This window comes from Rhodococcus sp. DK176 (assembly GCF_038447315.2).
Taxonomy (GTDB): Bacteria; Actinomycetota; Actinomycetes; order Mycobacteriales; family Mycobacteriaceae; genus Rhodococcus_F; species Rhodococcus_F jostii_A.
The window spans coordinates 145,436-169,456 of record NZ_CP118322.2; the positions used below are offsets into that span (position 1 = coordinate 145,436).

At 65.9% G+C, this 24,021-nt stretch carries 17 protein-coding genes and 5 pseudogenes; 15 read left to right on the forward strand and 7 right to left on the reverse strand.

Features of this window, described 5'->3' with window-relative positions:
- The first annotated feature begins 11 nt into the window (after window positions 1–11).
- The 5 genes and pseudogenes from PSR88_RS37590 (at window position 12) to PSR88_RS37610 (ending at window position 6,112) form a co-directional block, all read left to right on the forward strand.
- Window positions 12–1,652 (forward strand): flavin-containing monooxygenase, encoded by a 1,641-nt coding sequence (locus tag PSR88_RS37590; RefSeq protein ID WP_011599118.1) that lies wholly within the window; start codon window positions 12–14, stop codon window positions 1,650–1,652.
- A 37-nt stretch (window positions 1,653–1,689) separates the two neighbouring features.
- Window positions 1,690–2,751 carry an alpha/beta fold hydrolase gene (locus PSR88_RS37595; RefSeq protein WP_011600043.1) on the forward strand — a complete coding sequence of 354 codons (1,062 nt, stop codon included), beginning with the start codon at window positions 1,690–1,692 and terminating at the stop codon, window positions 2,749–2,751.
- Window positions 2,752–2,867: 116 nt separating this feature from the next.
- Window positions 2,868–3,179, forward strand: coding sequence for an EthD family reductase (locus PSR88_RS37600; protein ID WP_005564687.1), 312 nt, complete (start codon window positions 2,868–2,870; stop codon window positions 3,177–3,179).
- 93 nt (window positions 3,180–3,272) lie between these two features.
- Window positions 3,273–4,201, forward strand: a pseudogene (locus tag PSR88_RS37605) (AMP-binding enzyme); the annotation flags it as partial.
- Between the two features lie 177 nt (window positions 4,202–4,378).
- Entirely contained in the window at window positions 4,379–6,112 is a 1,734-nt protein-coding gene (locus PSR88_RS37610; RefSeq protein WP_342338969.1) for a sigma-54-dependent Fis family transcriptional regulator, read from the forward strand.
- A gap of 586 nt (window positions 6,113–6,698) precedes the next feature.
- Here PSR88_RS37610 and PSR88_RS37615 read toward each other — a convergent pair.
- A complete protein-coding gene (locus tag PSR88_RS37615; RefSeq protein WP_237723823.1) occupies window positions 6,699–7,703 on the reverse strand; it encodes a nucleotidyltransferase in 1,005 nt (334 codons plus the stop codon).
- A gap of 522 nt (window positions 7,704–8,225) precedes the next feature.
- Here PSR88_RS37615 and PSR88_RS37620 point away from each other — a divergent pair.
- From PSR88_RS37620 to PSR88_RS37640, 5 genes and pseudogenes are all read left to right on the forward strand, one after another.
- Window positions 8,226–9,683, forward strand: coding sequence for a class I adenylate-forming enzyme family protein (locus PSR88_RS37620; protein WP_011599125.1), 1,458 nt, complete (start codon window positions 8,226–8,228; stop codon window positions 9,681–9,683).
- A 146-nt stretch (window positions 9,684–9,829) separates the two neighbouring features.
- Complete coding sequence (locus PSR88_RS37625; protein ID WP_011599126.1) at window positions 9,830–11,695, forward strand: DUF3556 domain-containing protein; 1,866 nt, start codon at window positions 9,830–9,832, stop codon at window positions 11,693–11,695.
- 4 nt (window positions 11,696–11,699) lie between these two features.
- Complete coding sequence (locus PSR88_RS37630) at window positions 11,700–13,115, forward strand: phytoene desaturase family protein (RefSeq protein ID WP_011599127.1); 1,416 nt, start codon at window positions 11,700–11,702, stop codon at window positions 13,113–13,115.
- Window positions 13,112–14,446, forward strand: a complete 1,335-nt coding sequence (locus PSR88_RS37635) for a PucR family transcriptional regulator (protein WP_051004106.1) — start codon at window positions 13,112–13,114, stop codon at window positions 14,444–14,446. Before PSR88_RS37630 ends, PSR88_RS37635 begins: the two co-directional genes overlap by 4 nt.
- 174 nt (window positions 14,447–14,620) lie before the next feature.
- Window positions 14,621–14,926, forward strand: a pseudogene (locus PSR88_RS37640) (hypothetical protein).
- Between the two features lie 64 nt (window positions 14,927–14,990).
- Here the strand turns inward: PSR88_RS37640 and PSR88_RS37645 are convergent.
- Window positions 14,991–15,254 (reverse strand): hypothetical protein, encoded by a 264-nt coding sequence (locus PSR88_RS37645; RefSeq protein ID WP_016880456.1) that lies wholly within the window; start codon window positions 15,252–15,254, stop codon window positions 14,991–14,993.
- A 266-nt stretch (window positions 15,255–15,520) separates the two neighbouring features.
- On the opposite strand from PSR88_RS37645, the pseudogene phoU reads away from it, so the two are divergent.
- Together phoU and PSR88_RS37655 are read left to right on the forward strand one after the other, a co-directional pair.
- A pseudogene (gene phoU / locus PSR88_RS37650) lies at window positions 15,521–16,166 on the forward strand (phosphate signaling complex protein PhoU).
- A gap of 1,073 nt (window positions 16,167–17,239) precedes the next feature.
- Entirely contained in the window at window positions 17,240–17,779 is a 540-nt protein-coding gene (locus tag PSR88_RS37655) for an HdeD family acid-resistance protein (RefSeq protein WP_016880458.1), read from the forward strand.
- A gap of 44 nt (window positions 17,780–17,823) precedes the next feature.
- On the opposite strand, the gene PSR88_RS37660 is transcribed toward PSR88_RS37655, so the two are convergent.
- The gene (locus tag PSR88_RS37660) at window positions 17,824–17,988 is read right to left on the reverse strand and encodes a hypothetical protein (RefSeq protein WP_016880459.1); all 165 of its coding nucleotides are present in this window, start codon (window positions 17,986–17,988) and stop codon (window positions 17,824–17,826) included.
- A 258-nt stretch (window positions 17,989–18,246) separates the two neighbouring features.
- Here PSR88_RS37660 and PSR88_RS37665 point away from each other — a divergent pair.
- The 3 genes and pseudogenes from PSR88_RS37665 to PSR88_RS37675 all read left to right on the forward strand — a co-directional run.
- A pseudogene (locus PSR88_RS37665) lies at window positions 18,247–18,630 on the forward strand (hypothetical protein); the annotation flags it as partial.
- Window positions 18,631–18,820: 190 nt separating this feature from the next.
- On the forward strand, window positions 18,821–19,000 hold the full coding sequence (locus tag PSR88_RS37670; RefSeq protein WP_016880461.1) for a hypothetical protein: 180 nt from the start codon (window positions 18,821–18,823) through the stop codon (window positions 18,998–19,000).
- 46 nt (window positions 19,001–19,046) lie between these two features.
- Window positions 19,047–19,319 carry a hypothetical protein gene (locus PSR88_RS37675; protein ID WP_016880463.1) on the forward strand — a complete coding sequence of 91 codons (273 nt, stop codon included), beginning with the start codon at window positions 19,047–19,049 and terminating at the stop codon, window positions 19,317–19,319.
- 432 nt (window positions 19,320–19,751) lie between these two features.
- On the opposite strand, the pseudogene PSR88_RS37680 reads toward PSR88_RS37675, so the two are convergent.
- From PSR88_RS37680 to PSR88_RS37695, 4 genes and pseudogenes are all read right to left on the reverse strand, one after another.
- A pseudogene (locus PSR88_RS37680) lies at window positions 19,752–20,717 on the reverse strand (cutinase family protein); the annotation flags it as partial.
- A 205-nt stretch (window positions 20,718–20,922) separates the two neighbouring features.
- Window positions 20,923–21,720 carry a hypothetical protein gene (locus PSR88_RS37685; RefSeq protein WP_016880466.1) on the reverse strand — a complete coding sequence of 266 codons (798 nt, stop codon included), beginning with the start codon at window positions 21,718–21,720 and terminating at the stop codon, window positions 20,923–20,925.
- Window positions 21,720–23,540 (reverse strand): hypothetical protein, encoded by a 1,821-nt coding sequence (locus PSR88_RS37690; protein ID WP_016880467.1) that lies wholly within the window; start codon window positions 23,538–23,540, stop codon window positions 21,720–21,722. Before PSR88_RS37690 ends, PSR88_RS37685 begins: the two co-directional genes overlap by 1 nt.
- A complete protein-coding gene (locus PSR88_RS37695; RefSeq protein WP_016880468.1) occupies window positions 23,537–23,932 on the reverse strand; it encodes a hypothetical protein in 396 nt (131 codons plus the stop codon). The genes PSR88_RS37690 and PSR88_RS37695 overlap by 4 nt, the downstream gene beginning before the upstream one ends.
- Window positions 23,933–24,021 lie beyond the last annotated feature (89 nt).

A 24,021-nucleotide genomic window follows, 5' to 3' on the forward strand; every position in this document is an offset into this window, starting at 1 on the left:
AAAGGTATGAGATGTCGACTACGGCTTCTGCGCCCACGGAAACTTCGGCAACGGAATCGCTCGAACTGGATGCGCTGATCATCGGCGCGGGGGTTGCCGGTCTGTACCAGCTGCACCAGCTCCGCGAACAGGGTCTGCGAGTGCGGGCCTACGACACCGCCGGCGACGTCGGCGGCACGTGGTACTGGAACCGCTATCCCGGTGCGCGCTTCGATTCCGAGGCGTACATCTACCAGTACCTGTTCTCGGAAGAGCTGTACAAGAACTGGAGTTGGAGCCAGCGTTTCCCCGGCCAACCGGAGATCGAGCGCTGGATGCATTACGTCGCAGACACCCTCGACCTTCGCCGCGACATCCAACTGTCCACCATGATCACCAGTGCGCACTACGACGAGCGGGCCGACAAGTGGATCGTGCGGACCGATCGCGGCGAGACGATCACCACCCGGTTCCTGGTCACCTGCAGCGGAATGCTCTCGGCTCCGATGTCGTACGTGTTCGAGGGCCAGGAAGAATTCAGCGGGCCGATCTTCCACACCTCCCGCTGGCCGAAAGAGGGCGCCGATCTCGACGGCAAACGTGTCGCCGTCATCGGCGTCGGTGCCACCGGCATCCAGGTGATCCAGACCGTGGCCGACAAGGTCGAACATCTGAAGGTCTTCATCCGCACACCTCAGTACGCCCTCCCGATGAAGAACCCCACCTTCGACGAGTCGGACGTGGCGGCGTACAAGAGCCGGTTCGCCGAGCTGAAAGAAACATTGCCGAATACGTTCAGCGGCTTCGAGTACGACTTCGAGCACGTGTGGGCGGATCTGACACCGGAGCAGCGCAACGATGTACTCGAGGAGATCTACGAGAACGGCTCGTTGAAGCTGTGGCTCGCCTCGTTCGGTGAGATGTTCTACGACGAGGAGATCAGCGAAGAGATCTCGGAGTTCGTTCGGCGCAAGATGCGCGCACGGCTCCAGGATCCCCACCTGTGCGACCTGCTCATCCCCACCGACTACGGCTTCGGAACACATCGTGTGCCGTTGGAAACGAACTACCTCGAGACCTATCACCGCCCGAACGTCGAGGCCATCGGAGTCCGCGACAACCCGATCACCCGGATCGTGCCCCAGGGCTTGGTCCTGGCCGACGGAACGCTGCACGAGGTCGATGTCATCGTGATGGCCACGGGCTTCGACGCCGGCACCGGATCTTTGACGCGGATCGACATCCGCGGGCGCGGCGGCCGGGCACTGAAGGACGACTGGAATCGCGACATCCGCACGACCATGGGCTTGATGGTGCACGGCTACCCCAACATGCTCACGACCGGTGCCCCTCTGGCGCCTTCCGCGGCACTGTGCAATATGACCACCTGCCTGCAGCAACAGACCGAGTGGATCGCCGAATGCATCCGGTACATGCGGGCGCACGACCACACCGTCATCGAGCCGACGCGGGCCGGTGAAGACGAGTGGGTTGCCCATCACGACGAGACCGCGAATGCCACGCTGGTCTCGAAAACCGACTCTTGGTACAACGGCGCCAACGTCCCGGGCAAGCCTCGGCGAGTGTTGTCCTACATCGGCGGAGTCGGCACCTATCGGGAGAAGACCCTCGCCGCAGCGGCCGCCGGGTACAAGGGTTTTCAACTGAGCTGATCCGACATCCATTTCATCGGCCCAAAGGAGGACGACAATGATCGAGAACCCGTACTACACAAACGAATTTCATGGCGATTACGAACTGATCGGCATCGGACAGCTCGACTTGGAGGAAGGCGGTTCCATCCCCGACTGCCAGTTGGCGGTGGCAACCTTCGGCGTATTGAACGAGGCCAAGGACAACGCGATCCTCATCCCGACGTGGTATTCGGGTACACACCAGATCTGGCGGGATGTCTACATCGGCCCCGACCACGCGCTCAACCCGGAGAAATACTTCATCGTCTGCATCGACCAGATCGGCAGCGGGCTGTCGGTCTCCCCACATAATGCCGCCGGCGCCAACGCCGGTATTGCGATGTCGAAGTTCCCGCACGTCCGCATCGGCGACAACGTGGTCGCGCAGGAGCGACTGCTGCGTGAGCACTTCGGCATCGAACGCCTCGCCCTGGTGACCGGCGGGTCGATGGGCGCCCAGCAGACCTACGAGTGGGCGGTGCGCTTCCCCGACAAGGTGCTGCGCGCCGCGCCGATTGCGGGCACAGCACAGAACACGCCGGGCGACTTCCTCATCGCCGAGGCGATGCGCGAAGCGATCCAGTCGAGTCCGGGCTGGAACGGCGGGGAATACACCTCCAACGAACAGGTCGTCGACGGGCTCATCCGGCAGGCCCACATCTGGGCCATCGTCGGATTCTCCACCGAGTTCTGGAAGCATGAGGTGTGGCGGGCGATGGAGTTCGACTCCAAGGAGGCGTTCCTGAGCGGATTCCTCGAGCCCTACTTCACTGCGATGGACCCCAACGCGCTCCTCACGCAGTCGTGGGCGTGGCAGCGCGGTGACGTCGCCCGCCATACCGGCGGTGACCTGGCGGCAGCACTCGGCCGCATCACCGCCAAGACCTTCGTCATGCCCATCGACGAGGATCAACTGTTCCCGGTCCGGGACTGTGTCCCGGAGCAGGAATTGATCAAGAACAGCGAACTGCGGGTCGTCGAGGACACCCTTGGTCACTTGGGTCTGTTCGGTGTTTCACCGACCTACATGCCCCAGATCGACCGGCACCTCGGGGACCTCCTCGACATCGAGGTCTGAAGCCGGGCCGGGCGCGGCGTCGAGCTTGATCGACACAGCCAGCTCATCCGCCGCGAACCACCCGGTCGCCCGAGTCCAATAATCCTGCTGTCTGACAACCCTTTCGGAGAAAATCGATGCATCATCTGATCGTCTGTTACGGCCACCCGGACGAACCCGCGTCCTTCGACCAGTACTACAGCACCACCCATCGCCCACTGGCCGACAAGATCCCCGGTGTTCGCACCTGGCACGCCGGCAAGGTCAGCGCCCTCGACCAGTCGCAGGCGCCCTACCACCTCGTTGCCGTCTTGAGCTTCGACTCCCGGCAGGCACTCGACGACGGACTCGCCTCACCCGAAGGGCAGGCCGCCGCCGCCGACATCGGAAACTTCGCCACCGGCGGAGCCACCCTGTTCGTCACCGACGACTTCATCCCCTCCGCCTGACCTGAGGCCGCGCACATCCCGGACCGTGAACGCCCCGCGGTCCGGGATGCGCCGTTCGGTGGCTCCGCCAACCACCCGTCACACGCAATGTCCGCTCTCTGGCGGGTCATTTCCGAATACGGAGCGAAAGCCCTGTTCACCGCCCTACCGCGCTGCGCGCGGTCAGAAAGGTGGATCCCGAGGCGGCCGAGGTGGCGCACTACGATCTGTCGAAGTTCCGGTCGTTGTTCCTGGCCGGTGAGCGGCTGGACCCGGAGACCTACCGGTGGGAGCAGGCCAAGTTGGGTGTACCGGTGGTCGACCCCTGGTGGCAGACCGAGACCGGATGGCCGATCGCGGCGAACCTGCGCGGGTTGGCACCGATGCCGATCAGGCCGGTTCGCCGTCGGTGCCGGTGCCCGGGTACGACGTGCGGATTCTGGACGAGGACGGCACCGAGATGGGGCCCGGTCAGGAAGGCGCGGTCTGCCTGAAGCTGCCGATGCCGCCGGGCACCTTGCCCACCCTGTGGGGCGCCGACGAACGGGTATGTCGCGTCCTACCTGACGCGGTTCCCTGGCTACTACCTCACCGGTGACGGCGGATACCTCGATGAGGACGGCTACCTGTTCGTGATGGGACGTACCGACGACGTGATCAACGTCGCCGGGCACCGGCTCTCCCCTGGGTTGATGAAGGCGGTGCTGGCGGCGCACCCGGCAGTGGCCGAGTGCGCGGTGATCGGCGTGGCCGACCGGTTGAAGGGTCAACTGCCGCGCGGGTTCGTGGTGCTCAAAGATGGAATCGACATCGATCACGACACGCTGCAGGGCGAGTTGATCGCCGCGACGCGTCGAGACATCGGCGCCGCGGCAGCCTTCCGGCAGGTGACCATCGTGGAGCCACTGCCGAAAACGCGATCGGGCAAGATCCTCCGCAAGTCGATGCGGGCCATCGCCGACGGCCACGACGAGCCGGTCCCCTCCACCATCGAGGACCCTGCGGTGCTCGACGCGCTGAGACCGGCGCTCCGCGGCGAATAGCTCGGCGCTGCGAATCCGCAGTGCCGGCATCCGCCCGGACGGTCGGTCGCGGGTCGACGCAGGTTTCCGATGTCCTATTCTGGGACACTCAGGGAAAGTGACCTGCGACACAGTAGTGGGGTGAGCCGGAGACACCAGGACGGAGATTTGATGGACAGCGACCCTAGGCGGCGGCGAGTGACTACCGATCGTCGCCCCGCTTCATCCCTGTCCGCAACGGACGAGGTCTCCAGCTTCATCGCCCAGTCGTGGCAGCGATCTCGTCAGGCGGGCGTGGTGCCGGACGGTTCGAGCCCTCCTCGTCTCCAGTTCGTCGAAGACCTCGACCTGCGTCGCCGGCTGGTGCAATGCGCCTCACCGATCCTCGATCGCCTGCACGACGACCTGTCCGGAATGTCACTCAGCGTCGCGCTGACCGACGAGCATGCCCAAGTCATGCTGCGGCGCGACAATGATCCTGTCCTTGCCGCCAAGCTCGACAGCGTCTATTTCGCGCCCGGGTTCAACTACTCCGAGGAACTCATCGGCACCAATGGCGTCGGCACCGCCCTCGAGACCGGCATGGCCGTCTACGTCGACGGCCGCGAGCACTTTCACGAGGCAATCCACGATTTCACCTGCGCCGGCGCGCCCATCCACAATCCGATCCTCGGACGTGTCGAAGGATTGATCGATATCAGCGGTCTCGCCCGAGAGGCGAACCCGCTGATGCGTCAACTCGCGCTCGGGGCTGCACGGGACGTCGAGTCGGCACTGCGTTCGACAGGATCGGCGAAACAACAGCTCGTGCTGGGAGAGTTCCTCGCAGCCTGTCGACGTCGACAGGTCGCGGTGTACTCACTGAGCTGCGGCGTCTTCATGTCGAACACCATCGGTTCTCGCCTGCTCGATCCGATCGACGAGGCGTTCCTCCGCGAGGAAGCACATTCGCTGCTCGGCCCCTCGCGGATCACCCAGCTCGCCCTTCACCTCCCCTCGGGCGGCACCATCACGGTCAAGCGCAACATCATCGAGGACGGTGCCGAGGTCGCGGGAGTGATCCTCGAAGTCGAACGGCCTCCGCACCCCAGGTCCTCGACCACGCACCACCGCAGCCTTCCTGCGCTGCCCGGATCGACCGGATCCTCACCGCAATGGACCCGGTGCAGCAGGGAGCTGATCTCCCTGGCATCCACCGATGCCAACACGATCCTGCGGGGAGAAGGTGGAAGCGGCAGGCTCACCCTTGCGCGCGGGGCACATCTGTACAAGAACCCCCAAGCACCGATTGCCGTCGTGGACTGTAACCCCACGGAATCCGTCGAGGAACGCCTGAGAAGCGCGCTGGATTCCGCCGCCACCACCGTCGTTCTCCGCGATATCGACCTGCTCGACGCACGCCTGGACCGGGCCGTCTCCGATGTGGTGTCCGCCGATCAGCGCAGCTATCCGGCACGGTGGATCGTTGCCACCTCGTCCACCGACGGAGATCGGCTCCTGCACTCCGCCCTTGCTCGCAACTTCACCACGACAATCGATGTCCCCGCGTTGCGACACCATCCCGGCGACGTACCGGCAATCATTCGAATGTGCTTGGGGCAGCTCGCACCTCACCGCGACGCCGACATCCCCGACGACGTGTTACGGGTGCTGAAGAAATACCACTGGCCGGGCAACATCACCGAACTCGTGGACACGCTCAAGCACGCTCTGCGCGCCAAGCCGGCGGGGGTGATCACCGCAGTCGACCTGCCACCCGCACTCAGTTCGGCGCCTCGGCGAACGATGACGGCGATGGAGAGCGCCGAACGCGATGCCATCGTGGTGGCGCTCCGCGAATGCGGCGGCAACCGCGTGGCAGCCGCGAAATCACTGGGGATCGCCCGGTCGTCGCTCTATCGAAAGATCGACACCTTCGGCATTCACCTGTGACCTCCTCGGCGCAGGCTCATCGGTCCAGACATCCGATGTCTCGACGCCGGAAGTCGACGATCACGACCGAGGGTGTCGTGAATCTTCATAAACCTGTCCCGCTGGTTCTAGTTTCGCCGCACCGCCGGGCAGAGAGGCCGCACCGCCGGGCAGAGAGTGTGACAGCAGCGCTCAGCAGATCGCAGACCGCGACGGCAGGGCAGTACCGTGGATCACCTGATCCCGGGTGGGCAATGCGGCCCGCGGAATGGAGAAGACGATGACAGCACGAGACGACGAATACCGGCTCCTGAACTGGCGGACCACGAAGCCGCAGGCGAGAGGGTGCAGCGGTGGGAGCAGATGCTGTCCACGACCCACCTGCCGTGGTCGGTGACCGTTCCCGACGACACCTCGCGGCCGTTCGACGCCTACGTTCGGCGCTGCGCTGCCGATGCTTGTACCGAATCCCTATTGTGTAGTGCACGCTCATCGGCGTTGGTTGCAGAGTGACTGGCCAGACCAGAGTCCCGGACTTCACGGCAGGTGCAGGCTCGTCGGGAAACTGCTGCCGTAGACGAATAGCTGTTGAGTGATGCTCAGCTGCCTACCGTGCGGTTTCGCCACCAAAGAACCTATGTGCCGGGACGGCGGTTGCCGTCGATGCTGTCGTGAGGAGCCCCCCGGTTGAGAAGTGGACGTTCCCGTTTTCCCGGGCGGTGTTGGTCCGTGCGCCGAGCGTTTTCAGGGCCTCTTCGACCGGGGCGTTGCCGAAAGCCTTCGCGATCCGCTGGTGGAGCGCGACGACTCTCTTGGTCTCCAGGAGGAATTCGTTGAGATCGCGCTCGACAGTCGCTCGCCAGTCTTCGAACTTCAGGCGTCGAGTCTCGTACTCGTTCCACTTGTCGGCGAAGTTTTCACCGTCACAGGCGGGGTTTTCCACCCAGTACCGCCCGCTGCGCTTTTCGATGTGCTCGGGCATTCGCTGTACTGCGCTCATGGTCGCGTCGACGAGGTCCGTTTCGCCCTCGTATCCCTTGCCGGCGAGGGTCGTGATGAGGCTGGACGGGGGGCGGTCGTCGAGGTCGTTGGCGAAGTAGATGTCTCTGTGTCGCTTGAGGATTTGTACGACGCGGTGGAGTGGGGTGCGTACGCGGTGATTGGGCACCGCGTCGACCGAGCCGTACGAACTGGCCAGTATGGCGCGTTCTTCCTCGAACTGCTTGGCGCACTGGGTGCGGAACCACTCGACGTAGGCCAGCGGGTTGGATTTCTGCCAGTTCCGTAGGTTGCGGTCCGTGAGCTCGATCGCGGTCGCCGATGGGGAATCGGCATCCGGAATGGCGGGAAGCACGTCCATGTGGAAGTTGTCGTAGTGCAGGCACCAGGAGCGTCGGCCTTCGGAGACTTTGCCGGGGCTCTCGCACGCCTGACCGTCATGATCCTTGCGGTAGTCGTCAAGCAGTGCGCCTACCCTGTTTTTGAGTTCCTGCTGCGTGGTAGAGGTCTTTGCGACGTCGAGTTGGGACACGAGGTCCAGGTCGTACTCGTTTCGCTCTCCCACACACCCCAGGCAGCCTCCAGGATCGACCACAACCGGCGCAACGACCACCCCGATAGGGAAGACCGACCCGGCGGCACCCGTCCCGGTCGACAACCGCAGGGAGCTACCGCCCCGACCCCGGGGTCGCAAACGAAAAGACGTGTTTGCAGCACCCCCGGACCCGGCACGGTCCTGACGCACCCAGCCGACGGGACGCCCACCACCTCCACACCCGCCCTTGCAGGCACCCTGCAAACCTGCAAAACGACCCGCAACCTGCAAACGCCCCCCTTCGGACCTAGGAGTTCGTCGTAGATACTGCGGCGCGGGGCCGGCTTTTTCGCGCTGAGTGCGACGAGGTTCGCCGTGGTTGCGACGAACTATGGATGCCGGCGAGCCGCCAGGGCAGTAATGGCTGCTATCGCGACCACAGGTGCACACCGGCGGGGCGGAGGCGTTCGGGGGTCTCGCCTTAATTGTGCACCGTGCACTACTGCTCCTATGAAGTTCGTCATCGCAGCCAATGTATTGCGCAGTAGCCCGCCGTAGTGTTCCAAGTCACATACATCCATCTACTGCACAGGAGTGCACATGGCACCGGCTTACCTCCCTTGGCTGCTGGCTGAGCCGTTCGGGTCTGCACCCGCGATCCGAGACGACCTCCGCGAGTTCTCATTCGAGCAACTCGACGCGAGGGTGGCCGCCGTTGCCGCCCAGTTCGCCGGACGAGATGTGGGTCGTGGCGACGTTGTGGCCGTGATGCTGCCCAACCGCAGCGAGCTTGTCGTCGCCATCTTTGCCGCCTGGCGCCTTGGCGCCGCCGTGACTCCGGTCAACCCAAATTTCACCGAACAGGAGGCCACCCATCAGATCGCCGATGCCGGCGCCACGCTGGTCGTGAACGCCGGTCCCGGCGCCCCCACCGGCGGCAAGCCAACAATCGCCGTGGACGACCTCGCCGAACATTCCACCGGGGAGGTGCCTGCACCGGTCGTACTCGCAGACAGCGACATGGCCCTGGTGATCTACACGAGCGGCTCCACCGGCCGACCCAAGGGCGTCATGATCACACATGGCAACGCCGACGCCATGACGGCTTCGATCGTCGAGGTGATGGCGCTCACCACCAGTGACCACTGCCTTCTCATCCTCCCGCTGTTCCACGCAAATGCGCTCATGGTGAGCCTCCTCGCGTCCCTGCGCGTGGGCGCCCAACTGACCGTGGTGGGCAAGTTTTCTCCAGACACCTTCTTCCACGCCGTCGAGAAGCACCGCCCCTCCTACTTCTCGGGCGTCCCCACCATCTTCGCGCTCCTGGTGACCAAGGCCGCCGAACGCGACACCGACCTGTCCTCGCTGCGCTTCGCCATCTGCGGCGCCGCCCCCGCCACCCGCGAACTGCTCCAGGCCTCCGAGGAGATGCTCGGAGCCCCGCTGCTGGAGGGCTACGGCCTCACCGAAGCCACCTGCGCGTCCGCCATCAACCCCCTCGTCGGCCTCCGCAAGATCGGCACGGTCGGCCCATCCCTTCCCGGTCAAAGCATCCGGGTGGTCGACGACGAGCTGCGCGACGTGCCCACCGGCGAGACCGGCGAGGTGCTGATCACCGGACCCGTCGTGATGGCCGGCTACCTCGGGAACCCCGAGGCTACCGAGAAGACCATCGTCGACGGCTGGGTCCGCACCGGCGACGTGGGCGTGCTCGACTCCGACGGCTACCTGACCCTGGTGGACCGCATCAAGGACATGATCATCCGCGGGGGAGAGAACCTCTACCCCAAGGAGATCGAGAACGCGATCGGCAGTCTGCCCGGTGTGCTCGAAGTGGCCGTGATCGGCAGACCTGACGACGTGATGGGAGAAGTGCCTGTCGCGTTTGTGGTCCCGTACCCGGACGCCTCACTGACTCCCGAGACCGTGATCGAGCACTGTCGCAACCTGCTCACACGGGTCAAGGTGCCCGTCGCCGTGGACATCGTGACCGAACTCCCCAAGAACCCCGTGGGGAAGATCGACAAGCCCGGACTGCGCAAGGCGCTCGTCGGCTGACCTCGCGCGAGGGCGAGGCCACTCCGTCGTCGTACGACCTCCCCGTGTCCCTTCCGTCCCTTCTTTTCTCATATCGACAGTCGACGATCGTCGATTTTCGTTTCTTCGTGCCCAAACGCACCACTCAACTCGCCCCAGGAGGAGTCATGGGTTTTCGCCAAGCCGACGTTCCCGACGTGGACCCGGCAGAATTCGAAAAGATACCGACCATGGAGCGGATGAAGCTGCTCTGCCTGCACTGGGTGGACTATGGCTTCGGCGCCCCCAAGATCATGCACTCGTTGTACCTGGTCAAGGGCCTGTTCTTCATCATCGCCGGCTGGCTTCTCATCGGCCTCACCACTCCCGGCTTGCCGCTGCTCGACCTGGGCGCCTGGTGGGGCGAGATGATCGTCCTACAGAAGTCCATGCTGTGGGTGGTGCTCTGGTCTGCCACCGGCTTCAACGAATCGTGGGGCCCGCTGGCGTTCAAGTTCACACCCAACACTGCCGGGTACCGCTACTGGATCCGCACCGGTACCCTGCGGCTCCCGCCCTGGCCCGGCAAGATCCCGCTGACCGGCGGTGACGAGCGCAAGGCCATCGACGTGTGGCTGTACCTCGGGATGCTCGCCTCCCTCGTCGCGGGCCTGGTGTTGCCCGGCCAGCAGACCGCCGCCGCCTACAGTGAGCCCGGCCTCCTGCCGATGTGGCCCTTCATCGCCTTTATCGCCTTTCAGCTGGTCATGGGACTGCGGGACAAGGTCGCCTTCCTGGCCTCCCGCCCCGAGCAGTACTCCGTGATGCTGCTCGCCTTTGGTGTCCTGACCAACTACGCCGCCGGGCACGTGGACATGATCGTGGTAGCCAAGATCGCGATCTTCGCCGTCTGGTGGGGCGCGTTCCTGTCCAAGATCGGGCATCACTTCACGCCCACCGTGCAGACTATGCTCACCAATTCGCCGATCAACAAGTCCAAGACCCTGCGACGCGCGCTCTACCGCAACGTGCCCGAGGACCTGCTGCCCTCCCGTCTCGCCTGGTTCTGCGCACACGTCCTCGGCACGGTCGTCGAGTTCCTGGTGCCGATAGTCCTGCTCTTCACCACCAACTGGGTGGTGGCAGTGCTCGCCGCAGCGTTCATGACGTGCTTCCACGCCTTCATCTACTCGATGTTCGCCGTGGCCATGCCGCAGGAATGGAACCTCTACTTCGGCTTCCTCTCCCCGTTCGTGTTCCTCGGCTTCTTCGCCGGCGACGGCTACGCCGTGTGGGACGCGAGCAATCCCTGGATCGTGGTGGCGGCCGCGGTCTTGACCCTCACCCTGCCGATCGTAGGCAACTTCCGACCCGACCTGATCTCGTTCCTGCTGTCCATGCGTCAGTACGCCGGCAACTGGTCGTCCGCCACCATGGCGTTCCGGAACAACGGCTGCGAGGCCAAGCTGGACAGCCCCGACTTCATCACCGAGATCACCTCGCACAAGCACCAGCTGTCCAGCCTGTTCGGGCCTGAAGCCGCCGAGATCTTCCTCCAGAAGACCGCCGCCTTCCGGCTCTTGAATTCTCAAGGACGGGGCCATATGTCGCTGATGATGGATCACCTCGACGACCTGGACAATTACCGGTTTCGCGAGGGCGAGATGATGTGCACGTTCTTCGTGGGCTGGCAGTTCGGCGACGGGCACCTGTTCAACCCCTTCACCATCGCCGCCATCCAGAAGCGGTGCCACTTCGAGCCCGGCGAGTTCATCACCGTCTGGACCGAGTCGCAGCCACTGCACAAGAAAACCCTCGAGTACAAGGTGATCGACGCGGCGCTCGGTGTGGTCGAGACCGGCTACTACGTGGTGAAGGACGCGCTCGCAGAGCAGCCGTGGCTGCCCAACGGGCCGATCAACTACACCGTCACCTGGCGCGATCCCGACTATGTTCCCGCAGGGGCCAGTCCCGACTATGTTCCCGCAGGGGCCAGTCCCGACTATGTTCCCGCAGGGGCCAGTAGGGATCCCATACCAGAGGTGGCAGGCTGAACTGATGACCACCGCCGTCGTCGTCGGTAGCGGGCCCAACGGCCTAGCCGCCGCCCTGACACTCGCCGCCGAGGGAGTGGACGTGACCGTTCTGGAAGCGTCCGACTCCCCCGGCGGCGGCACCCGGTCCGGCGAGGTGACGTTGCCCGGACTCCTCCACGACCACTGCTCCGGCTTCCACCCGCTCGCGTTGGATACCGGATTCAGCCGACAGTTCGACCTCGCCGCGCACGGTCTCGAGTGGCTGTGGCCCGAGGTCCAGTACGCGCACCCGCTCCACGGCGGGCGGGGGGCCGCGGTGGTGCGGTCCGTCGAAGAGACCGCCGCGGGGCTCGGCGGTGACGGTTCCTCGTACCGCCGGATGTTCGGCCCCCTCTCCGCGCATTTCCACGACATCGTGGGCGAATTCCTCCAACCGATGGTGCACGTGCCCCGCCACCCCTTCGCCCTGGGCTGGTTCGGTGTGCATGCAGCGTTGCCGGCCACCGTGCTCGCGCGGCGCTGGCGGACCGATGGGGCGCGGGCCCTGTTCGGCGGGGTGGCAGCGCACGCGTTTCGGCCGTTCGGTTCGGTGATGTCGTCGGCGATCGGCGTGGCGCTGGGGACCGCGGCGCACCGCTACGGTTGGCCGGTCGCGCGCGGGGGCTCGGCTGCGATCTCGCGGGCGATGGTCTCGGCGCTCGAGTCGTACGGCGGACGGGTGGAGACCGGAGCCCTGGTGCGCGACCACCGCGAGCTGGGCCGGCCCGACATCCTCATGCTCAACACCGCGCCCGCCGCAGCTGCATCGGTGTTGGGCTCTGCGCAGCCCCCGCGGATCGCCCGCGCCTACAGCCGGTTCCGGCACGGGCCCGGCGCGTTCCAGGTGTCGTATGCCGTCGAGGGCGGCATCCCATGGGAGTACGAACCCTCCCGGCGTGCGGGGACCGTGCACGTGGGCGGGAACTTCGAAGAGATCGCCGCCGCCGAACGCGACGTGGTGCGCGGCGTGATGCCCGATCGGCCATTCGTGTTGGTGGGGCAGCAGTCCGTCGCGGACACTGGGCGTGCATCGGACGGGGTGCATCCCGTCGACGTCTACGCCCATGTGCCGTCGGGTTGGAGCGGCGACGCCACCGAGATCATCACCGCGCAGATCGAGCGGTACGCTCCGGGCTTCCGAGCGCGGATCCTGTCGACGCGTTCGCGGTCGGTGGCGCAGATCGAGCAAGCCAATCCCAACTACGTGGGCGGCGACATTATCACCGGTGCGAATACGGCCCGGCAGTTGGTGTTCCGTCCGCGCGTGACTCTGCAGCCGTATGCCACCGGCGTCCCCGGCGCCTACCTCTGCTCGGCCGCCGCCCCACCCGGAGCAGGCGCGCACGGCATGGCCGGCTGGAACGCCGCCCGCGCCGCGCTGGCAGACCTGGCGCGATGACTGAGTCTTGGAGCCTTCCAGGCAAGCTCAGCGTGGATCCGCAGAATCTCGAGCGGCTCCGTGAACTCACCAGGAAGATCGGGGAGCGCCTCCAGCGAGAGACCGATGCGATCAGTCACGGGATGACCGCCGAGATCGCGGCTGCGGTCGGTGAGCTCGACGACCGGGCGATGCGTGACGCTCTCCACTCCAGCGTCACGGACAATGTCGAGGTCATGATCGATCAGCTTGCGCACTCCAAAGCGGTGTCCGACCTGCCTTCGTTGCCGCATGCGCACCGGTACGCCGAGGAGCTCGCGCGGCAGGACGTTCCCGAGTCTTCATTGCGTCGTGCCTATCACGTGGGATCCCACTACTTGCTGGCTCGCATCTTCGACCAGGTGCAGGAGATTGACTGTCCGCCTCACGAGCAGCCGCCGCTCTACCGTCACCTGGCGGGCTGGCTGTACCAATACATCGACGCGATCACGCGCCAGGTGATTGCCACATATCAGGAGGAGCAGCGGTCCTCCCACGAGCGGGCTGCGCGCACCACTTTCACCTGGGTCAATCGTGTCCTCGAGGCCGAGGACGTGTCCCCTAGAGAGTTCTCCGCTGCCACCAAATACCGGCTCGACCAGGTACACGTGGCATGCCGAGTGTGGGTCGACGATCGCGCCGACCAGCCCGCGCATACCCCCGCGCTCGCCCCTCTCATCGACCAGGTCCGCGCGATGCTTGGAGGTCGCGACGATCCACTCGTGGTAGTGACCGGTCGGCGCGAGGCGGACGTGTGGTTTGGTGGCGTGCACCGCGTCGACACCCGTGCTTTTGACTCGGTGGTAGCTTCTGCAGGTGGGTCCCGCCTCGCATTCGGTTCACCTGGGTTCGGACCGGACGGATTCCGCGCAAGCCGGTCCCAGGCGCACCAGGCGTCGCGGATCGCGCACGTCGCAAGTGACCCGACCGCGCGCGTGACCTCCTATGCGGACGAGGGGATCCCGGTGATCTCCCGACTCATCGACGACCTCCCCGCCACCCGCGCCTGGGTTCACGATGTGCTGGGGGAGTTGGCGGTCGACTCCGACGCCGCCGCTCGTCAGCGTGACACCGTACGCGTGTTCCTCGAGTCCGCGTTCAGCTACTCAGCGACGGCGTCGCAGCTCATGCTCCACCGCAACTCGATCCGCTACCGGCTGGAGAAAGCCTCGCTGCAACTGGGCCGCGGCGTCGCCGACAAGCCACTCGACACGCAACTCGCGCTGGCCCTGTGCCGCGTCCTCGGCTCAGTCGTACTCGTGCCCGAGAGCCGGCCCGGGACAGCCGGCGCATCATCTCCCGCGCGGGAATGAGAGCCACCGGCTATAGCGCATGTCCGGAAGGGATGGGGCTTGACCTGCGATGCCCTGCGGCGGGATTGCAGGACATCACAGGTCAGGGAGGTCAGTCGAGCCTGAGTGCCGCCGGTCAGATCGAGTTGACGATACGGGTCCCGCCGGTGAGGTGGTCGGCACCGTCCCGCCACCATTTGTGTTGCGTTCCGCACCGCCATCGCGTCGGCCAGTCATCGCGCCCGCGATGATCTTCGCGGGCGGTACCGCCGCCGCGGTACCGGCACTGAGCGCCGGGGCGTCCGGCAATGTGGTGGTGACGGTACCCGCGGGCGAGAACTGGACCGCTTCGGATTCGACTCGGGCTTCAACTTCAAGACCGGTGCGTTCGGACCGGGGGTTGCGGGAAAGCTCAGCGGTTTCGCGAAGGGAAACGCGACCGTCTTCTGCTTCGGCGCCGCGGCGCCGTTCTTCTTCACCGGCAGCGTGGCGGTGACGTAACCCAGCTCGGTCCGGTCGCCGGGGGCACGGTCTCTGACTGGTTCTTCCACCGGCCAGGTCCGGTCTACCCGGTGGATCCTTCCGTGCTCGGGTCGGCGGTGAGGTCGTCGGTGTCGGCGAAGACCAGACGCCCGTCGTCGAGGGCGACAGCCCACCGGTGCACCGGCGCCCAGGCGTGCCCGCGCTCCTCGGTGTCGGTCAGCTCTGCGTAGTCCTCGATGATCCGACCGGTCTGCGCCGGTTCGGACGGCCGGTGCACCAGCACCCGCGCGCCCGCGCCGAGTGGACCGGGTTCGGGTCTCGGACTGTGATCCTTCTTCTCGGGCATCGGTCTGCGCCTTCCGCTCGGCCTACCCCCGGATCGTAAGCACCTCGCCGACGAAACCTCATGCTCGACGCCGCCAGTGCCTAGCGATCGACAACGATCCGACCGGGCTCCGGTGGTTGCGCCTCGGCCAACGTCGGTTCCCATTGCTCGCTCGAGCACCAGCTCACTACCTGCCAGCGGACGGGGAACGCGGTCAGGCCCGACGCGAAGCGCTCGGGAGGAGCCTGAAACCCCGGCGCCCGGCGGAGTGCACGATGATGATGCGCATGCGGACGAAGTTTCACGACCAACTCGACGCGCTAACAGACCGATTGGCGCTGATGTGCCACTTGGCCGGTGAGGCCATAGGAGTTGCCACAGATGCCCTCGTCCAGGCCGACCTGCCGCTGGCGGAGCGGGTGTTCGACCTCAATGAGCAAATCGAGGGGGCGCGGGGCCCGTGCGAGGAGCAGGCGCTGGCGCTGTTGGCGTTGCAGGCACCGGTGGCCCGGGACCTGCGGCAGGTCGTCACCGGTGTGCATCTGGTGACGGATCTGAGCCGGATGGGTGGGCTTGCGCAGCATGGCCGAGAGCCTGCGCCGCCGGCACCCCGACCACGTCACCTCCGGGGAGGCGAAGGAACTGCTCGCCCGGATGGGGCGGGTGGCGGGCGAGTTGGCCACAGTCGCCGAACAGGTCCTCCGCAAGCATGATCCCGAGCTGGCCGCCGAGCTCGGCAGGCGCGACGACGAGCTCGATGAACTGCACCGACGACTGCTCACCCTGATCCAGGACCCGGCCTGGACCGGCAGCATCCCGGCCGCTGTCGATGTGACCTTGCTCGGCCGCTTCTACGAACGCTTCGGCGACCACACCGTCGTGGTCGGGCGCCGGGTGATCTTCCTCGTTGCCGGCGAACAGTTGAACCCATAGATCACCGGCGACTGGAGGCGGCGGCGGTGATCTTCGGCAGAGGCTGTCGCCGCTTACCGACCCGGGACTCGCCGCATCGACTTGGTCTCGTGCGGAACTGGAGTCGCGACGAAGCCCTCCGGCAGTTGAAACCGGCCCTAAATTGCATATTCGAACCGACACTCAAGGCTCATCGCACTCCGCGGCGGTACCGACGATGAACCCAACCACACGACCCACACCCACCGCATCTCCTAGAGCGGGGGTGTTGAGAATCGATGGTTATCCGACACTCGATCTGAACGGGCGGATCTTGTGACCGTCGTCGGTAAGTGGCGGGCCTCCGACACCACTATGTGGGACACGCGGCACGCCAGGCTGCGCCTGGTGGTAGGACAAGTTCCCTCGATTGTGGTTCTGCTGTGCCGCAACCCGGCTGGCCACCATAGGCGGCGCGCAGCGCGGCCGCATCGGTGGCGAGAAGACGTCTACACCCGTCGCGGCAGGTCCTGGAGGGCAACTCTTTTGATGGACGGGGGACTTCGGACCCACGTACCAATTACGGCGCAGTATTCACATTTGGGACAAATATCTCTCGGCGAGTTTGGTTTAGAAAACATCTCCGCGGATGTGGATGATCAATTTTCAGTCGGAGCTCATTCCTCATGTGGATCGTACGAAAGATTCATGGACATGCGTCCACAAACGTGCCCTGAACTGGTCATTTGTTCATTTGACCCCCGGGTCTCGCCGATCCCGGTAGGTGGGTCGATTTTCTCGACGTCGGCGGATCAGTGAAACATATTTTCGGTTGCGGCCGATAAAGAGAATAGGTCGGGACATCAAATGATGAAGAGGTGAGTGTCAATGGGTTCCGCCGGAATCGACTTCAACGTGGCGTTCGGTGCGTTTTTGCACTGGCTCAGCGTCATGTTCGGCCTCAACGGGGGCGTCGGACTCTGATCCGAGGGCGCCGCGATCGACTCCTCGCCGTTGTCGGTGAGGAGTCGATCCTGTGTTCCCGGGACCGCCTCCGGTGGGCGCCGTCTCACCCGACATCAGCATTCCGGCAACGACAGCACTGAAGGAACATCGTGGTTACTGACACCCTGCCCGCCGACCTCGCCAGCACCATCCGGTGGATGACGTTGCCGCGCGGAATCCTGGCGGTCCTGTTCGGCGCCGGCGCGCTGGTCTGGCCCGGCATCACCGTGTGGGGCCTGACCATGGTCTTCGGCATCTACGCGATCACCGACGGGGTGACCTCCGTCGTCTCGGCGATGAAGTGCCGCCGTGACGGGCCGTGGACATGGTGGGTTGCCGGTGGCGTGGCCGCCGTCGTGGCCGGTGCGATGGCCCTGGCCTGGCCCGGCATCACCGCGCTCGTGTTGCTCTACGTGATCGCCTGCTACGCCATCGTTTCCGGGCTGTTCGGAGCTGTCGGCGCGCTCGAGGTCCGCACTCTTACCGGTCGACGGTGGATGCTCGCGGCCTGCCTTCTCGCCGTCCTGTGCGGCGTTTTCCTGTTGCTCGCCCCGGGTGCCGGCATCTTGGGCATCGTGACGGCGGTCGGCGGATACGCCATCGTGGTCGGCGCGGTGCTGATCGTCGGAGCAGTGCAGCTCCACAGCTGAAAGACCCCCACCCAGGTTGACTACGCAGCGCGCGGGACCGTCGCCTACTTCGGCTGCGGGGCGCGGTGGTAGACGGTGAGCACCCAGTGGTCGAACCGGGCACGTAGGCCGGCGTCGGGTTCGAGCTCGCCGAATCCGATGCTGACCTCGCAGTGATGTGGCTCCAACCGGACCCCGATCACCGCGGAACGCTGATCGGTCGCCAGCACTGCCCTCATTGTGAACCCGGCCAGCCAGCATTCGACATCGCCTGCAGCATCTGCGGCGACGGCCCCATCCTTGCCGGCAGACTCGCTGAGCTGGCCGAACAGGGAGATCTGACCAAGCCGGTCCAGCGATGGCTCACCGCAGCCGGATGGACCGTCACGCCTGATCTGCTATGCCCGGACCACGCGTGAGACGGGAACCGGCGCCGCTGCGGTGGGGGATGGAATCCGACACCTTTCGAATATCGCACCCCACCAGTCTTCCGGGCCGCCAGCCTGCCCGGCCCGTCCCGCCGCGGCACCGTTCCCGCGCACCTGTTCGCCTACCAACTCGATTACGGCGTCATCCCCCGGCTGGGGTGGTCCGGCGCCGACGACGCCGTGCTGTGTCATCAGTGCGACTTCGCCGGCTGCGTCAACCTACATCACATGCGCCTGGGCACCAACGCCGTCAACCGCAGTGAATACCACCTGCGGCGGCGTAACCTCGCCAGTCCCCTCGCCGACGTCCGCGGCCAGGCCGGGCGCACCCATGCCATCGCCACCGCGATCCGGACAGGCCTTGCCAGCGGCGACAATGCGGACGGCATCGAACAGCGGATCAGAAGCGCCAAAGCGGCGGGATTGCCCCTCACCCTCTGGTGACTGACCGGCACACCACGACGAACCTGAGGCAGCCCCGCTCCGGATCCCCACGACCGGCTGAAGGCCTGTCGGCTATCCGGCGAAGGACTCGTGGATCTGGGTACCGAGGCAGGGCGAGGCGCCGGGTGCAGTCAGCATCAAGACGGCAAGTTAGCTTGCAGTCCGTCGAGCGGCAAAGTAACTTGGAATAATGCAGTCGGAGCCGGTCATCGCCGAGAGCGCCTACAAGCACGGGATCGACTCCGCAGACATGGTGCATGCATTCAACAATGCGATCACCGCGTTCGATCTCGGCGAGGGGTTCATAATGCTCGTCGGACCAGCGCTCGACGCGACGTTGCTGGGGATCGGTTACGTCACGCCCACGTGATCGTCCACGCCATGAAGGCCCGACCAAGCTACCTGAGGTGATGACTATGCCACGCACAACGAAGGACATCCTCGCGCACGCCGACGAACTCGCGAAGCGGTTCGAGGACTACGAAACCCGAGAGGGGGACCGCCGGGACCCGGCCGCGCTCGCCGAGCTTCGCGCCGCCGTAGTCGCCCGCGCCGAAGCCGAGCGTCAGCTCGTCGACCACATCGTCGCGGCCCGAAAGCACGGCCTGCCCTGGTCTACGATCGGCGCCGAGGTCGGCACGTCCGGGGAAGCAGCCCGCCAGAAGTACGGTCCGCTGCTCGCCTCCTGAACGGGCACTTCGATCCCCGGGTGGGACGGCGGTCAGCCACCGCCGCGCCGCGGCGGCAGCGTGTGCGCGGGCGATGGCGCCCCGGATTGCGCCGGAACCGGGTCTGCACCACGAGAACCCTCAGCGCCGACGGGCATTCGTCGTATTTGGGCACGCAAGGCTGGAAACCGCGGGGTGGGGCTGCCTACAGGGGTGCTTACGCCCCGGAGACCTCCTACACGAACACTTCCCTCGGCTACTGCGTCGGGCACCCGAATTATGTCGGTGCCGGATCTGTCGATGCAACCGCGACCGTGGGCCAGCCGAAGACGGGGCCCACCCGGGCGATCCGAGCCGACGCGACGCGAGCCACAGGCCTCGTCGTCCGGCGAGTAATCCTGCAGCTCACTTCCAATCCCACCGCAATGAGATGGCTACACCAGGACCATTACAACCCACCGGGGCTCCGGCCAAGGTGCTGGTGACGGCGGCGTTCCCGGCGCCGGACTGCAACAGGTCGGCCAGTGGGCTGAGCGCCTTACTCAGCGAGGTCGCAATGTCGACGACCTGGTGCACATCAACCGAGCCGCCGGTGCCGGAGAGTTGTTTTCCGAGCGCGTCGACATTCGATCCGAGACCGGGCAGGTCGGCGTCGGTGAAATCCGAAGTCAGCGCGGCGGCGACCGCCGCATTACCACCCCCACCCTGATCGGCACCGGTGGTGCCGGGGGTCTTCGACAGGATCGACCCGAGCGATCCGAGGAACGGGTTGGCGCCCTTGCGGATCGAGCAGTACAGGTCTTTCGGATCGCAGATCGAGGCGACCCGCCCCGACAGTGTGCCCATGCCCTGCGACCGGGGACCGGCGATCCCCTCCCCGGAGGTCTTCGGCCCCACCGGTGCGGCGCCCTTCGTGCCGGCACTCGGGTCGGCGATCAGCGCCACACCGAGGACCTGGTCCGCCTCGACCGGCCCTTGATCGTTACCGATCGCCGACGCGAGATCGCCTGCAGCGTCTGCACCCTGGGAGTATCCGGTGATCGTGAACTTCGTGTTCGTGCACTTGCGCGAGACGTCGGTAAGGACCGCTGTCGCCTTGGTGAGGGCGTCGGTCTTGCTGTCGGCGTAGGTGTGGCCATTATCGAACGCGGACGCCATGTACGGCAGCGTGTAAATCTGCGCGCGGGCACCGTTCTGTGCCTCGATTGCCGCCGCGACCGGGGCGAGCATGCCTACGGGCTGGTTCGGGTCGGCGTTCTCGTTGGTCTCCCACGTGCCGGGGATGAGCAGGTTAAACGTCGCCGCGCAGCCCACCGGGGCGTTGGCGATCGCGGGTGCGGTAAGAGCGACGCCGACGACGACGGTCGCAGTGGCGGTCAGTGCGACCGTGCGACGGGTTCTCGAACGTCTGGCGGGCATTGGCACCTCGATTACCGGAAGGGACACTGATGCCTACCTTCACCCATTTCGGTGTTTCCCCTCAACGGGGTGTCGGGGTGCCCCCGCTCCTCTTTTGGGCGCTGACCGGCGAGAACGGGCCAGAATCGGGGGTTTTCACATGCGATGCAACAAGGGCCACCCGACCCGACCCGCGGCGGGCTGCCGGGGCGTTGTTCCCAGCGTTTTAGATCCAGTCGATGTGGACCGAATCGATGTGGTCGAAGTGGAATCCGAACTGGTCGCTGTACTTGTCGAAGCCCTTGTTCTCCGGGTAATCGAGGGTGGCGTGCCGCTCGAGCAACGCCACGACCCGGGCGTGATCGTCATTCGCCAACGCGGCGGCCAGTTCGCGGGACTCTTCACTTGTGAACGGGGTATCCGAGTTCGCGAAATCGAGTGTCCGGACCCGGTAGTCGTAGCCCTCGTCGGCGCCGTTGCGGACCATGACACCACCTTTGACCCGGATGACGGCCTTCTTCGGGGTTCCGTCGGGCCGTAACACTCCGGCGCGTTTCATGATGTCCTGGGCCTTCACGTTTTTGAGTTTCTTGCTGGCGTCCGCCCGTAACTCGTTCGTTTCCCCGGACCGGTACCGGGAGACTGCGGAGCGGGATCGCCCGATCTTGGCTGCCACCGCCTCGATGCCGCCGAGGCGTTCGATCGCTGCACGCCGCTGGGCACGCTCGAGAACATCCGGGTGCGGGATGCGGCCCTGCTGCGCCCACCGGCGCAGTGTGCGTGCGGAGGGGGGTGTGCGGCCGGCATCGATCGCGGCCTGCCGCAACCCCTCGTTGCCGAGTTCCTTGCGCAGTTGTTTGACCGAGACCTTGCTGGTCAGCCCCGCCAGACCCCCGGACTTGACCTGCTTCGACTTCTCGACACCGCTGGTCGCGGCGTTGGCGACGGAGACCTTGAGGCCGTCGAGACCGACCGCCTCCTGCGCGGGCTTCTTGGTGCGCGGCTTCGGGAGATGCAGGGCCATCAGTCGTCTTCTTCCTCGGCGAACGCCGCCTTGATCGCGAGGTTCACGTCGTGCACGTCCTGCGCCGAGGTGAAGGCGGACCGGAGTGTGTTGGTGAGGACCACGTCCTTCTCCACCGACATCTTGCCCAGCGCCTCGCTCGCGTCGGCGATGTCCTCGCTGTCAGCGAGGAGGTACATCCAGGAGTCGGTGACGGTGCGGACCGGCCAGCGGCCGTGTTCGCGGGCGATCCGCATCGCCACCCGGCGGCCGCGCCACCGGCAGTGCGCGATGATCGACGCGCGCCAGAGCGGTTGGTGGTGATGTTGCATCCGGGTCGCGGTCCACATGTCCGGGTTGACCATTCGCCCGATATAGCCCTTGTAGCAGGAGCCGATGAACCGTTTCGTCGCTTCGTCGTCGGTGTCCACCGAGGCCTTCCGGGCCTCGCGCAGGATCTTCGCCCACTTGTCCAACACCCGCCCCTGCTGTGGGTACACCCAGGCCTCGGTGATGTCCAGGTCGTCGAGTTCGGCGCCGATCCCGCCGTCCGCCACCGGTGAGCACAGCCCGTCGAGGCTGACCGTGCTCACCCACGTCTGGACCGGTTGGTCCGCGAGCATGTGGGGGTGCGGCAACGGGAGTTTCTCGGGCAGCGACAGTGTCTGCCCGGGTGGGAGGGTGATCCGCCACAGCCCGAACGGGGCACCCTTGTCCCCCACCGCCGCCACGGCCGCCGCCTGACCGGTCAGATGTTGGGGTTGCCCGTACCCGAATTCGAGCATCCCGGCCGAGGCCAGGTAGGCGGCGCGTTGGTCGATGGACACCAACCGGCTCGTCCCCTCGAGGTCCTGTTCGTCGGGGACCCGGGTCCAGCCGACCGCGGGTTCGAGGTCTCCGCGCGGGGCGCCGTCCAGCGGTGGCACCGGGCCGGCGGTCGCCACCACAATGCCCTTGCCGGATCGGGTGCGTTCGCGCTTGATCTTGTCGACGATCGCAGCGCCGGTGCGCGCCGGCGTCGGCCCCGGGAGCACCCCGAGGTGTTTCGCGGACCACGCCAACCGTCGACCCAACTCACGCGCGGCCCGCAGGTCGTCGTCGGGGAGATACGTTCCCGCGGTGGGTGAGCCGAGGATGCCCATCTCGCCGACCCGGTTGTTCCAGCCGAAGTCCTTGTTCCAGTACGTCCACACGTACGGCTCGATCACCACATCGACCATGGAGGTGAACTTGCCGATGCTGCGGGACAGGTGCACCACATGCCCCGGATCGCCGCGCAGCTCCCACCCCGCGCTCAGCATCGGCGTCAACGTCGCCTGCAGGACCCCGGTCAGGTCGGCGGCGGCGCGGGTGCGCAGCGCCTCCATGTCGTCGAAGTCGTCTTCACTGCCCGGGTCGATCACCCACCCCAACGCCTCACACGCGCCCTGCCCCACGATCCACACCTGAGGTGGGGCACCCAACGGCGTCAAGGCAGCCCAGCGAACCAGTTTGTCGAGCTTCTCCACCGAATCGACCGGACCGGTCAACTCACGACCGGACGGCGTGTACGTTCCCGCGGCGGTCACGATCAGGGCATGCCCGTCGGCGTCCTCCCCCACCGGCAACGTCTCCCACACCGGCGTCGGCGTTGCGACCGACTCGGCGGCATCGTCGGCAACGCTGGTCTCCGTTGCGCCATAGTCCGATGCTGTTTCATCGTCGAGTTCCTGGGGTGCATCGTCGGCTTCTGTTGCGTCCGCAACGGGTGAGTGTTGCACCGCAACGGCGGAATCGGGAGAGGTCGGCGGGGTCGCCTCGGGCAGTCCGAACAGAGGAATCTGCTCCCACGGCCCGCTCATGCGTCCTGCTCGGCGATCCGGCCGTCGAGATCTGCCGGAGGGACGCGGTAGCGGTCGAAGAACTCCTGCAGGGCCACGTCCACGACGTTGGTCACGGTGGATTGGCGATTGTTCACCAGCCAGTTCAGCCGGGCCTCCGTCGAGGCCAGTACCCGGGTATTGAGCGGAACCTTGGTCGGTCCCTTCCGCGGTTCCAGCTTGGCCGTCAACTCCGGGCTCGGCGTGCCCGCGTCGGGGAAGCCTTCCGCACCTGGACCGCGTTCCCCCGGCCCCGCGGCGCCTCTGCGTCCGCCCCCGCTCGGGCGGCGGGTGCCGCCTTCGGACTTTCGCACGTTCGCCATACCCACCCACTCGTGTTCCGCGTACTGCCGGTGTACTTCCGCGGAGATCACCCTACCCACTACGTGCCTTCTTGCGCGTATCTTCGCATGCAAATTTGCTCGCACAGTTGCCGCAGTGTGCGGTGCCGAGTGTGTTGCGG

Excerpts from the sequence above, each read along its gene's own strand:
- PSR88_RS37690 (WP_016880467.1), bottom strand. The coding sequence starts at position 23,540 with ATGAGCGGGCCGTGGGAGCAGATTCCTCTGTTCGGACTGCCCGAGGCG.
- PSR88_RS37645 (WP_016880456.1), bottom strand. The coding sequence starts at position 15,254 with ATGCCCGAGAAGAAGGATCACAGTCCGAGACCCGAACCCGGTCCACTC.
- PSR88_RS37625 (WP_011599126.1), top strand. The coding sequence starts at position 9,830 with ATGGGTTTTCGCCAAGCCGACGTTCCCGACGTGGACCCGGCAGAATTC.
- PSR88_RS37675 (WP_016880463.1), top strand. The coding sequence starts at position 19,047 with ATGCCACGCACAACGAAGGACATCCTCGCGCACGCCGACGAACTCGCG.
- PSR88_RS37630 (WP_011599127.1), top strand. The coding sequence starts at position 11,700 with ATGACCACCGCCGTCGTCGTCGGTAGCGGGCCCAACGGCCTAGCCGCC.
- PSR88_RS37670 (WP_016880461.1), top strand. The coding sequence starts at position 18,821 with ATGCAGTCGGAGCCGGTCATCGCCGAGAGCGCCTACAAGCACGGGATC.
- PSR88_RS37600 (WP_005564687.1), top strand. The coding sequence starts at position 2,868 with ATGCATCATCTGATCGTCTGTTACGGCCACCCGGACGAACCCGCGTCC.
- PSR88_RS37635 (WP_051004106.1), top strand. The coding sequence starts at position 13,112 with ATGACTGAGTCTTGGAGCCTTCCAGGCAAGCTCAGCGTGGATCCGCAG.
- PSR88_RS37685 (WP_016880466.1), bottom strand. The coding sequence starts at position 21,720 with ATGGCCCTGCATCTCCCGAAGCCGCGCACCAAGAAGCCCGCGCAGGAG.
- PSR88_RS37620 (WP_011599125.1), top strand. The coding sequence starts at position 8,226 with ATGGCACCGGCTTACCTCCCTTGGCTGCTGGCTGAGCCGTTCGGGTCT.
- PSR88_RS37590 (WP_011599118.1), top strand. The coding sequence starts at position 12 with ATGTCGACTACGGCTTCTGCGCCCACGGAAACTTCGGCAACGGAATCG.
- PSR88_RS37595 (WP_011600043.1), top strand. The coding sequence starts at position 1,690 with ATGATCGAGAACCCGTACTACACAAACGAATTTCATGGCGATTACGAA.